The organism is Microbispora sp. KK1-11 (assembly GCF_006874435.1).
Taxonomy (GTDB): domain Bacteria; phylum Actinomycetota; class Actinomycetes; order Streptosporangiales; family Streptosporangiaceae; genus Microbispora; species Microbispora catharanthi.
Window position 1 is genome coordinate 173,974 of the sequence record NZ_VIRJ01000018.1, and the last position, 10,749, is coordinate 184,722.

Here is a 10,749-nt window from a genome sequence, read left to right on the forward strand (position 1 = left end):
GGAGGTTTCACGATACCGACCGGTAGGTACGTCGGCTAGATGTCCATCCCTCGGAACGCTGCTTGCATGCTCATGCTTTGCGATGCATACTCTCTACACCAGCAAGAACATGAGGTCTGCTGCATGATCATGCAGGGATCGTGAAGAATCGGGGGGCGCGGATGAGGGCGGCGATCGCCGGAGCCAGCGGCTATGCGGGAGGAGAGCTGCTCCGTCTGCTGCTCGGACACCCCGCCGTCGAGATCGGCGCGCTGACCGCCGCGTCCAGCGCGGGAACCAGGCTCGGCGCCCACCAGCCTCACCTGCCGTCGCTGGCCGACCGGGTGATCGAGCAGACCACCCCCGACGTGCTCGCCGGTCACGACGTCGTCTTCCTCGCCCTCCCGCACGGCCAGTCGGCCGCGGTCGCCGCCGAGCTCGGCGACGGCACGCTCGTCGTCGACTGCGGCGCCGACTTCCGGCTGACCAGCGCGCAGGAGTGGACAGCATTCTACGGCGGCGTCCACGCCGGCACGTGGCCCTACGGCCTGCCCGAGCTGCCCGGTCAGCGCGAGGTCCTGCGCGGCGCCCGGCGCATCGCCGTCCCTGGCTGCTACCCGACGGCCGCGACGCTGGCGTTGTTCCCCGCCTTCGCGTCCGGGCTGGCCGAGCCCGACGTCGTGGTCGTCGCCGCGAGCGGCACCTCCGGAGCCGGCCGGGCGCCCAAGGCCCACCTGCTCGGCAGCGAGGTCATGGGCTCGGTCGGCGCGTACGGCGTGGGCGGAGTGCACCGGCACACCCCGGAGATGGAGCAGAACCTGTCGGCCGTCGCCGGACGTCCGGTCCGGGTGTCGTTCACGCCGACCCTCGCGCCGATGAGCCGCGGCATCCTCGCCACGTGCACGGCTCCCGCCGCCTCAGGTGTCACCCCCGCCGCGGTCCGGGAGGCGTACGAGGCGGCGGTGAAGGACGAGCCGTTCCTCCACCTGCTGCCCGAGGGGGTCTGGCCGGCGACCGCGATGACGGTCGGGGCCAACACCGCGGTCCTGCAGGTCACCCTCGATGAGCGAGCCGGGCGGATCGTCGCCGTCGTCGCGATCGACAACCTCACCAAGGGGACCGCGGGCGGCGCGATCCAGAGTGCCAACCTCGCTCTCGGCCTGCCGGAAGAAGTCGGCCTTCCCACCAATGGAGTCGCCCCGTGACCAAGATCATTCCCTGTGAGGAGCGCGCATGAGCGTGACCGCACCGCTTGGCTTCCGCGCCGCAGGAGTCGCCGCCGGAATCAAGAGCGGCGGTGCCCGCGACCTGGCCCTGGTCGTCAACGACGGCCCCTCACGTGCCGCGGCCGGCGTCTTCACCCGCAACCGCTTCAAGGCCGCGCCCGTCCTGTGGTCGGCTCAGGTCCTCAGCGGCGGCCGGGTGAGGGCCGTCGTCCTCAACTCCGGCGGCGCCAACGCCTGCACCGGCCCGCTGGGCTTCCAGGACACCCATGCCACCGCCGAGAAGGTGGCGGAGGTCCTGGACGACTCCGCGGCGGAGATCGCGGTCTGCTCCACCGGCCTGATCGGCGAGCGGCTGCCGATGGACGCGCTGCTCGGCGGCGTGGGGACCGCGGCCGCCCAGCTCAGTCGCGACGGCGGCCTGGCGGCGGCCGACGCGATCCGGACCACCGACACCGTCAGCAAGATCTCGTTCCGCCGCGGCGAGAACGGCTACATGGTGGGCGGGATGGCCAAGGGCGCCGGGATGCTCGCGCCCGCGCTCGCCACGATGCTGTGCGTGCTGACCACCGACGCCGACCTCACGTCCGAGGAGCTCGACACGGTGCTGCGCAGGGCGACCTCCGTGACGTTCGACCGGCTCGACACCGACGGCTGCATGTCGACCAACGACACCGTGCTGCTGCTCGCGAGCGGAGCGTCGGGCGTGCGCCCCGACCTCGCCGAGTTCGAGAAGGTCGTCACCGCCGTCTGCGCGGACCTTGCCCGGCAGCTTCTGGTCGACGCCGAGGGCGCCTCGAAGGCGATCGCCATCGAGGTCGTCGGCGCGGCGTCGGAGGAGGACGCGGTGGCGGTGGGCCGTTCGGTGGCCCGCTCGAACCTGCTCAAGTGCGCGATCCACGGCGAGGACCCCAACTGGGGCCGGGTGGTCAGCGCGGTCGGCACCACTGACGCCGTGTTCGACGCCGAGCGGGTCAACGTGGCGGTCAACGGCATCTGGATCTGCCGCGGCGGCGCGGCCGGAGACGACCGCGCCAAGGTCGACCTGCGGCCCCGCGACGTGACCATCACCATCGACCTGTCCGCCGGCCCGCACACCGCGACCGTGCACACCACGGACCTCACGGCGGCCTACGTGCACGAGAACTCGGCGTACTCGTCATGAACGTCAGGCGGAACGGCGCCCTGGACAAGGCGCACACCCTGATCGAGGCGCTGCCCTGGCTCGCGCGCTTCCACGGCGCGACCGTCGTCATCAAGTACGGCGGCAACGCGATGACGGAGGAGCACCTGCGGGCCAAGTTCGCGGCCGACGTGGTGTTCCTGCGCTACGCCGGCCTGCGGCCGGTGATCGTGCACGGCGGCGGCCCGCAGATCCAGTCGCACCTCGATCTGCTCGGGATCGACAGCCACTTCGTGTCCGGGCTGCGGGTGACCACACCCGAGGCGATGCAGGTCGTCCGGATGGTCCTGGTCGGCCAGGTCAACCGCGACGTGGTCGGGCTGATCAACGAGCACGGGCCGTTCGCGGTCGGCATGTCCGGCGAGGACGCCCACCTGTTCACCGCCGAGCGCAAGCACGTCGTCGTGGACGGCGTCAATGTCGACATCGGCCAGGTCGGGGAGATCGTCCGGGTCGAGGCCGGCGCCGTGCGGGCCCTGCTCGACGACGGCCGCATCCCGGTGGTGTCGTCCGTGGCCCGTGGCGAGGACGGCGGGATCTACAACGTCAACGCCGACACCGCCGCGGCCGCTCTCGCCGTGGCGCTCCAGGCGTCGAAGCTCATCGTCCTCACCGACGTCGAGGGGCTGTACGCCGACTGGCCCAACAGCGAGGAGGTCGTCAGCCGCATAGGGGCGTCCGAACTCGCCACGTTGCTGCCCTCGCTGTCCAGTGGCATGGTTCCGAAGATGGAGGCATGCCTGGCCGCCGTGCGCGGTGGCGTCCCACAGGCCCACGTGCTCGACGGGCGGGTGCCGCACGCGCTGCTGCTGGAGGTCTTCACCGACGAGGGCATCGGGACGATGGTGGAGCCCGACGACGCCCTCCCGGCGGTGCGTGGCGGGGTCGGAGCGACGGCGGACGGCGCCGTGAACGGGGAGGTTGCCAGGTGACCACCAACGACGAACTGCGCGGACGCTTCGAAGCGGCTTTCATGCGCAACTACGGGGTGCCGCCGGTCGCCATCGCCCGCGGCGAGGGCTGCGCCGTCTGGGACGTGGACGGGCGCCGCTACCTCGACCTCATCGGCGGCATCGCGGTGACCTCGCTCGGCCACAACCACCCGGACCTGGTCGAGGCGGTGTCCCGGCAGGTGGCCACTCTCGCGCACACCTCGAACCTGTTCCTGCACGAGCCCGAGGTGCTGCTCGCCGAGAAGCTGCTCGCCCTGCTCGGAGAGCCGGCGCGGGTCTTCCTCTCCAACTCCGGCACCGAGGCCAACGAGGCGGCAGTCAAGATCGCCATCAAGTACGGCAAGACGCACGGCCGCGGCTACATGGTGGCGATGGAGAACGGCTTCCACGGCCGCACGCTCGGCGCGCTGTCACTGACGGGAAAGCCCTCGATCCGCGACCAGTTCGGGCCGTTCCCGCTCGACGTCAGGTTCGTCCCTTACGGGGACGCGGACGCGCTCAAGAACGCGGTGACCGAGGACTGCGCCGCGGTCTTCCTGGAGCCCACCCAGGGTGAGGCGGGTGTTGTACCGCCGCCCGACGGCTACTTCCGCACCGCCAGGGAGATCTGCTCCTCGGCGGGGGCGCTGCTCGTGGCCGACGAGATCCAGTCCGCCATCGGCCGCACCGGGCACTGGTTCGCCCATCAGGCGGAGGGGGTCGTCCCCGACGTTCTGACGCTGGCCAAGGGCCTCGGCGGGGGCCTGCCGATCGGAGCCTGCATCGGCTTCGGCGAGGCCGGCGAGGTCTTCGCCAAGGGCGACCACGGCTCGACCTTCGGCGGCAACCCGGTCTCGTGCGCGGCGGCGCTCGCGGTGCTGAACACCATCGAGCGCGATGGACTGCTGGGTAATGTCGTGAAGGTGGGGGCGCTGCTGTCCGAGGGCATCGCCGCCGTGCGGCATCCGTTGCTCAAGGGGATCAGGGGGCGCGGGCTCTGGCTGGCCGCCGTGCTCACCGCGCCGAAGTCGGCGCAGGTGCAGGCGGCGGCGCAGGAGGCCGGTTTCCTGGTCAACGCCCTTCAGCCCGACGCGGTACGGCTCGCGCCGCCGCTTGTCATCACCGAGTCCGACGTGCAGACCTTCCTCGACGCGCTGCCCGGCATCCTGGAGGCCGCAGATGCCTGAAAACGACCTCGTGAACCACGTCGCCGGCCCGGGCCAGGGCGCGGACTCGGCGCCGATGAGGCAGGGCTCGGGATCGGCGCGAGTAAGACACTTCCTGCGGGACGACGACCTGTCGCCGGAAGAGCAGGCGCAGGTGCTCGACCTCGCCGAGGCGATGAAGAAGGACCGGTTCGGCTACCGGCCCCTCGAGGGCCCCCGCACGGTCGCCGTCCTGTTCGACAAGCCGTCCACCCGCACCCGGGTCTCCTTCACCGTCGGCGTCGCCGAGCTGGGCGGCCAGCCTCTGGTCATGGACCTCGGCACGTCGCAGATGGGACGCGGAGAACCGATCGAGGACACCGCGCGGGTGCTGTCCCGGCAGGTCGCGGCGATCGTGTGGCGGACGGCGGGCCAGGAGCGCATCGAGGCGATGGCGGCCCACTCCTCGGTGCCGGTGGTGAACGCGCTGACCGACGAGTTCCACCCCTGCCAGATCCTCGCCGATCTGCAGACGATCCGGGAGCACAAGGGCTCGCCGCGGGGCCTCACGCTCGCCTACCTCGGCGACGGCGCCAACAACATGGCCCACTCCTACCTGCTGGGCGGGGCCACGGCCGGCATGCACGTCCGGATCGGGGCGCCGGTGGGCTACCTGCCCGACGCCCTGGTCATGCAGCGGGCCGCCGAGATCGCGGCGGCCACGGGCGGATCCGTCACGGCGGTGAGCGATCCGGAGGCCGCGGTGGCCGGAGCGCACGTCGTCGCGACCGACACCTGGGTGTCCATGGGCCAGGACGGCAAGGACGAGCGGGTCGCGGCCTTCGCCTCTTACCAGGTGTCCACGGCCCTGCTCGGCCTGGCGGACCAGGACGCGATCGTGCTTCACTGCCTCCCGGCGTACCGGGGGCTGGAGATCGCCGCGGACGTCATCGACGGGCCGCAGAGCGTGGTGTGGGATCAGGCGGAGAACCGGCTGCACGCCCAGAAGGCGCTGCTGCACTGGCTGGCGACGCGGGGTGCGGAGGGGTCGTGACCATCCCGCTGACCAAGGCTGCTCGGCACGCGCGCATCGTGGAGCTGCTGACCAGGCACAAGGTCCGCTCACAGCCCGAGCTGGCCAAGCTCCTGGCGGAGCAGGGAGTGGAGGTCACCCAGGCCACACTCTCCCGCGATCTCGACGAGCTGGGCGCGCTGAAGCTGCGGGCCGACGACGGCACGCTGGTCTACGCGCTGCCCGGCGAGGGCGGGGGACGGATACCGCTCTACCGGACCGGTGCCGCCAACGGCCTGCCGGAGAACCCCGACGCGCGGCTGCGAAGGATCGCGGAGGAGCTCCTGGTGTCGGCCGAGGCGTCGGCCAACCTCGTGATCCTGCGCACGCCCCCGGGAGCGGCACAGTTCCTCGCCTCGGCGATCGACCACGCGGGCTGGGAGTCGATCCTCGGCACGGTGGCCGGCGACGACACGATCCTCGTCATCAGCCGTGACCCGACCGGGGGGCAGGCGCTGGCGGAGACGCTGCTCAATTTGGCCACCCGCCGCCCGCCCGACGTGAGCAGGCACAAGCTCGCCGTGGAGGTCCGCGACCACGGCAGTGAGAAGCAGGAACCATGACGTGCCGGGCCCACTCGCGGGCGGATGCGGCAGGTCGGTGGCCATCTCCTGCCGCACCGGGAGGACCCGTGCGGAGGCAGTCGGAGAAGGGCCTGCCGATCGACGTCAGCAGGAGATCGCCGCACTCGATGGACCACAAGGAAATCGCGGCCGCGCGGGACGCCTGCCAGGCCTGATTCACCCGGCATACGCCCCGGTTCCAGTGCAGGGACCGGGGCGTACGTCGGCTAAGGTCGCGGATTAGTCCCGCAGAAGGATCCGCGTGAAGGATCCGCGCCGAAAGTTCATCCGAGAAAACCGGAGAAGGCGCAAGGATCCACGTACGACGGCCCCGGGCGGGAACTGCGCGCGGTCATCTTTTCTGCAGGGACTTGAATATCGGAGGGAGAAGACGGTGGCGGACAACAAGCCGATGCGGCTCTGGGGTGGCAGGTTCGAGGGGGGACCCGCGGACGCCCTCACGCGCCTGTCGGTGAGCGTGCAGTTCGACTGGCGGCTCGCGCCGTACGATCTGCTGGCTTCGCGCGCGCACGCGCGGGTGCTGCACCGCGCCGGGCTGCTGACGCAGGAGGAGCTCGACCGCATGCTGGGCGCGCTCGACGACCTCGACCAGGCGTGCCGCAAGGGGGAGTTCCGCCCCACCGTGGCCGACGAGGACGTGCACACGGCGCTGGAGCGCGGCCTGCTCGAACGGCTCGGCTCGCTGGGCGGCAAACTCCGCGCCGGCCGCAGCCGCAACGACCAGATCGCCACCGACCTGCGCCTCTACCTGCGTGACCACGTCCGCATGATCGTCTCCCGGCTTGTCGAGCTGGAGACGGCGCTGATGAGCCAGGCCGAGGAGAACGCCGACGTCGCCGCCCCCGGCATGACGCACCTGCAGCACGCCCAGCCCGTGTCGTTCGGCCACCAGCTTCTGGCCCACGTCCACGCGCTCACCAGGGACGTGGACCGCCTCCGTGACTGGGACAGGCGCGCGGCGGTCTCGCCGCTCGGCTCGGGCGCGCTGGCCGGGTCCTCCCTGCCGCTCGACCCTGCCGCCGTCGCCGCCGAACTCGGGTTCGCCGCCCCCGCGCCGAACTCGATGGACGCGGTCGCCGACCGCGATTTCGCGGCCGAGTTCCTGTTCTGCGCGGCACTGATCGGTGTGCACATCTCCCGGCTCGGCGAGGAGATCGTGCTGTGGGCTTCGCAGGAGTTCCGGTGGATCGAGGTGGACGACGCCTATTCCACCGGCTCGTCGATCATGCCGCAGAAGAAGAACCCCGACGTCGCCGAGCTCGCCAGGGGCAAGAGCGGCCGGCTCATCGGTTCGCTGATGTCGCTGCTGACGACCCTCAAGGGCCTGCCGCTCACCTACAACCGCGACCTGCAGGAGGACAAGGAGCCGGTGTTCGACGCGGTCGACACCCTGCTCCTGGTGCTCCCCGCCGTGTCGGGCATGGTCTCCACGATGCGCGTGAACAAGGCCAAGCTGGAGGCCAGCGCGCCCGACGGCTTCGCCCTGGCCACCGACCTCGCCGAACTGCTGGTCCGCCGCGGGGTGCCGTTCCGTGAGGCGCACGAGGCCGTCGGCCACCTGGTGGTGTGGTGCCAGGTGAACGACAAGGACCTCGGCGAGCTCACCGACGACGAGCTGACCAAGGTCTCGCCGCACTTCGCCGTCGACGCCACCGGTGCGAGCGTCCGTGACGTGCTGAACGTGCACGGCGCGCTGGCCGCCCGCAGCGCCTTCGGCGGCACCGCGCCCGACCGGGTCCGCGACCAGATCGCGAACCTCAGGGACGTCGTCGACGGTCAGGCGGCATGGGCGAACGAGAGCTGATCGAGGAGGTCGCGGGCGCCCCGCTCGGCCGCGACTTCTTCGACCGCCCTTCCGACCTGGTCGCACCCGACCTGCTCGGGCGCGTGGTCGTCCACGGATCTGTGGCGGTGCGGCTGAGCGAGGTCGAGGCGTACGGCGGGCCGGGGCAGGACCCGGCTTCCCACACCTACCGGGGGCGCACGCCGCGTAACTCGGTCATGTTCGGCCCGCCCGGGCACCTCTACGTCTACTTCACGTACGGCATGCACTACTGCGCCAATCTCGTGTGCATGCCCGCGGGCACCGGCTCGGCCGTCCTGTTACGCGCCGGCGAGGTGATCGCGGGTGTGCACAGCGCGCGCATCCGGCGCATGCCGCACGCCGACGGCCCGGACATGGAGGGGTTGGTGCGGCGTATCCCGGACCGCGACCTCGCGCGTGGGCCGGCCCGGCTCACGGTGGCGCTCGGCCTGGTCCGGGATCACAACGGAACGGACTGCTGCTCCGGCGGCCCGATCCAGGTGCACGAGGGGCGGCCCGTACCGTCCGGCCAGGTCAGGACAGGTCCTCGCACCGGAGTGTCGGCGGGCGCCGAGACGCCCTGGAGGTTCTGGATCGACGGAGACCCCACCGTCTCGCCCTACCGCGCCCACGTTCCCCGGCGCCGAGGCCGTGCCTCGATCTGACGCGCAGGTAAGAAGTGGCGATAAGGTTCCGTGATCAGGCAGGCTTGTACGGAAGCCCGTACATCCACCATTCGATAAGCGAAAGCCATGACCGTGACCGCAACTTCAGGCAACCTCGTGCCGACGTCGGAGATGGCTGACATCATCGACGAGCTCGAGTGGCGCGACGTGATCGCGCAGACGACCGACATCGACGCGCTGCGCAAGGCGCTGGCCGACGGTCCGATCACCGTTTATGCGGGCTTCGACCCGACCGCACCCTCGCTGCACATGGGCAACCTGGCCACGCTGCTGATCCTGACCCGCTTCCAGCGGGCGGGCCACCGGCCTATCGGCCTGGTCGGAGGCGCCACCGGTTTGATCGGCGACCCCAGCGGCCGCAGCACCGAGCGGGCGCTGAACTCCAACGACATCGTCGCCGAATGGGTGTCACGAATCCGGGTGCAGGTCGAGAAGTTCCTGTCCTTCGAGGAGGGGCCGACAGCGGCCACTCTGGTCAGCAACCTCGACTGGACCGCGAACCTGTCGGCGATCGACTTCCTCCGGGACGTCGGCAAGCACTTCCCCGTCAACCGCATGCTGGCGAGGGAGTCGGTCTCCGCCCGGCTGGCCGGTGAAGGACTCAGCTACACCGAGTTCAGCTACCAGATCCTGCAGGCCAACGACTACCTGGAGCTGTACCGGCGGCACGGATGCACGTTGCAGCTCGGCGGCAGCGACCAGTGGGGCAACATCACCGCGGGGGTCGATCTGATCCGCCGGGTCGAGGGCGGCCACGTCCACGCGCTCACCGGCAAGCTGATCACCAAGGCCGACGGGACGAAGTTCGGCAAGACGGCAGGCGGGGCGATCTGGCTCGATCCCGCGCTGACCTCGCCGTACGCGTTCTACCAGTTCTGGCTGAACGCCGACGACCGCGATGTTGTGCGGTTCCTGAAGGTCTTCACCTTCCGGACCCGGGAGGAGATCGAGGAGCTGGAGAAGGCCGTGGCCGAGCGGCCGGCGGCCCGTGAGGCGCAGCGCGCCCTGGCCGAGGACCTCACCACTCTGGTCCACGGTTCCGACGAGCTGGCCCGGGTGATCGCCGCTTCGCGCGCGCTGTTCGGCCAGGGGTCGCTGGCCGAACTCGACGCCCGCACGCTGGAGTCCGCGCTCGCCGAGGTGCCCAAGGCGGTCGTGCCCGCGCTGGGAGCGCCGTACGTCGAACTGCTCGCGCAGAGCGGCCTGGTGGAGTCGAAGTCCGCGGCGCGCCGGGCCGTCAAGGAGGGCGGCGCGTACCTGAACAACACGAAGATCACCGACGAGGAGTACGTGCCCTCGTCGGACGACCTGCTGCACGGCCGATTCCTCGTGCTGCGCAGAGGCAAGAAGACGGTCGGCGGCGTCGAGGTCGCCTGACCTCCCGCCTGTGCTGACTGTGGCGCTGCGCTGACTGCGGCACTGTGCTGACTGCGGCAACACTGGGCAGCCGCCCCGGTCCCGGACCGGGGCGGCTGTTTTTATGGCCAAGAGTCGGTGTGACGTAGGTAACAATCGTGTGGCGTGGAGGGTGGCCGACGCCGGAAGTTCCCGTCTGACCTAGGGTTTCGGCCATCTCGGCGTGATTTGACGGCCGGGTCCGCGTTGCCTAATGTTTTCTTCGCCCCCGGGGAGTGCGGGACGCCGAGAGGCGGCCGGACCCGACGGGCAAGCCACTCTGACAACCACCCAGACGAGGCGTTCACGTCGAGCTGGGGTCGTTCGTGGCGCGGCCAGACCGAAAGGTTTGACGTGAGGCGGGCGAGGGTTTAGTATGGAGTGGTTGCCCCGAGAGGGGCGGTCACTCTAACAAGAGCATCGGCCGAGATCGTATGGCCCTCCAGGTCTACGATGCGGCGATCGTCGTAGAGTCGGCCGAACGGAAGTAATCGCCCTGGATCTCGGGACTCCTTGGTGGGTTTCGGGTGATGGTGGTCGCGTCCGTTTCTTGAGAACTCAACAGTGTGCTAAAAGCCAGTGCATGAATCATGCATGACCCCGTCGACCGGTGGTTTCATCGGTGACGGATTCCTTTGACGGCATCTTTCCTTAGCCGGGGGGTGCCGGCCAGAGAGATTTCTTTTCAAGCATTGTTTGGAGAGTTTGATCCTGGCTCAGGACGAACGCTGGCGGCGTGCTTAACA

9 protein-coding genes are annotated in these 10,749 nt (G+C 70.3%); all 9 read left to right on the plus strand.

The window, feature by feature from the left end; all coding sequences use genetic code 11:
- Positions 1 to 161 precede the first annotated feature (161 nt).
- The 9 genes from argC (at position 162) to tyrS (ending at position 9,985) form a co-directional block, all read left to right on the plus strand.
- Entirely contained in the window at positions 162 to 1,184 is a 1,023-nt protein-coding gene (argC, locus tag FLW16_RS25015) for an N-acetyl-gamma-glutamyl-phosphate reductase (RefSeq protein WP_142562560.1), read from the plus strand.
- Between the two features lie 28 nt (positions 1,185 to 1,212).
- Positions 1,213 to 2,367, plus strand: coding sequence for a bifunctional glutamate N-acetyltransferase/amino-acid acetyltransferase ArgJ (gene argJ / locus FLW16_RS25020; protein WP_142562561.1), 1,155 nt, complete (start codon positions 1,213 to 1,215; stop codon positions 2,365 to 2,367).
- On the plus strand, positions 2,364 to 3,317 hold the full coding sequence (gene argB / locus FLW16_RS25025) for an acetylglutamate kinase (RefSeq protein WP_142562562.1): 954 nt from the start codon (positions 2,364 to 2,366) through the stop codon (positions 3,315 to 3,317). Before argJ ends, argB begins: the two co-directional genes overlap by 4 nt.
- Positions 3,318 to 3,358: 41 nt before the next feature.
- A complete protein-coding gene (locus FLW16_RS25030; RefSeq protein WP_260615556.1) occupies positions 3,359 to 4,504 on the plus strand; it encodes an acetylornithine transaminase in 1,146 nt (381 codons plus the stop codon).
- Between the two features lie 55 nt (positions 4,505 to 4,559).
- A complete protein-coding gene (gene argF / locus FLW16_RS25035; RefSeq protein WP_142562578.1) occupies positions 4,560 to 5,516 on the plus strand; it encodes an ornithine carbamoyltransferase in 957 nt (318 codons plus the stop codon).
- Entirely contained in the window at positions 5,513 to 6,097 is a 585-nt protein-coding gene (locus FLW16_RS25040) for an arginine repressor (protein WP_142562564.1), read from the plus strand. The genes argF and FLW16_RS25040 overlap by 4 nt, the downstream gene beginning before the upstream one ends.
- Before the next feature lie 412 nt (positions 6,098 to 6,509).
- The gene (argH, locus tag FLW16_RS25045; protein ID WP_142562579.1) at positions 6,510 to 7,922 is read left to right on the plus strand and encodes an argininosuccinate lyase; all 1,413 of its coding nucleotides are present in this window, start codon (positions 6,510 to 6,512) and stop codon (positions 7,920 to 7,922) included.
- Entirely contained in the window at positions 7,904 to 8,587 is a 684-nt protein-coding gene (locus tag FLW16_RS25050; RefSeq protein WP_142562565.1) for a DNA-3-methyladenine glycosylase, read from the plus strand. The genes argH and FLW16_RS25050 overlap by 19 nt, the downstream gene beginning before the upstream one ends.
- Before the next feature lie 132 nt (positions 8,588 to 8,719).
- Entirely contained in the window at positions 8,720 to 9,985 is a 1,266-nt protein-coding gene (tyrS, locus tag FLW16_RS25055; protein WP_142562566.1) for a tyrosine--tRNA ligase, read from the plus strand.
- Positions 9,986 to 10,749 lie beyond the last annotated feature (764 nt).

Coding starts and splice junctions, on each gene's coding strand:
- argC (WP_142562560.1), top strand. CDS start 162: ATGAGGGCGGCGATCGCCGGAGCCAGCGGCTATGCGGGAGGAGAGCTG.
- argJ (WP_142562561.1), top strand. CDS start 1,213: ATGAGCGTGACCGCACCGCTTGGCTTCCGCGCCGCAGGAGTCGCCGCC.
- argB (WP_142562562.1), top strand. CDS start 2,364: ATGAACGTCAGGCGGAACGGCGCCCTGGACAAGGCGCACACCCTGATC.
- FLW16_RS25030 (WP_260615556.1), top strand. CDS start 3,359: ATGCGCAACTACGGGGTGCCGCCGGTCGCCATCGCCCGCGGCGAGGGC.
- argF (WP_142562578.1), top strand. CDS start 4,560: ATGAGGCAGGGCTCGGGATCGGCGCGAGTAAGACACTTCCTGCGGGAC.
- argH (WP_142562579.1), top strand. CDS start 6,510: ATGCGGCTCTGGGGTGGCAGGTTCGAGGGGGGACCCGCGGACGCCCTC.
- FLW16_RS25050 (WP_142562565.1), top strand. CDS start 7,904: ATGGGCGAACGAGAGCTGATCGAGGAGGTCGCGGGCGCCCCGCTCGGC.
- tyrS (WP_142562566.1), top strand. CDS start 8,720: ATGGCTGACATCATCGACGAGCTCGAGTGGCGCGACGTGATCGCGCAG.